Raw genomic sequence first — 326 nt, 5'->3', positions numbered from 1 at the left:
GGGAGCCTTGCGAAAAAGTATTCCAGCACGCCGTCGATCCCGAATCCCTCGGCAGCGTTCGTATCGAATATGTGTTCATAATCACAACGCCCTGTCATCCACGTGATTATCTTCTCACGGTCCGCGACGGTCATGAGATCGATCTTGTTAATGGTAAGGACTTTCGTAAGTTTGCTCTTATTGAGAGCTTCGGTAACGAGCTCCTCCTCGTGGGCAAAGCGGAAAAGGTTGTTGTCCGTCATGTGGAGGACGAGGTCGCAGTCTTCCATAACGGCCATCGCCTCTTTCACCATATACCTGTTGAGCGCCGTTTTCGGGTCGTGGAT

The 326-nt window shown here is 51.5% G+C and carries 1 protein-coding gene; it reads right to left on the bottom strand.

Features of this window, described 5'->3' with window-relative positions:
* The coding region (locus GTN70_11350; GenBank protein ID NIO17556.1) for a hypothetical protein at positions 1 to 326 on the bottom strand (326 nt) is incomplete at both ends.

The organism is Deltaproteobacteria bacterium (assembly GCA_011773515.1).
Lineage (GTDB): Bacteria > Desulfobacterota > Deferrimicrobia > J040 > J040 > WVXK01.
Note: the sequence above shows the minus strand (reverse complement) of the source record. Positions and strands in the feature narration are given on the sequence as shown.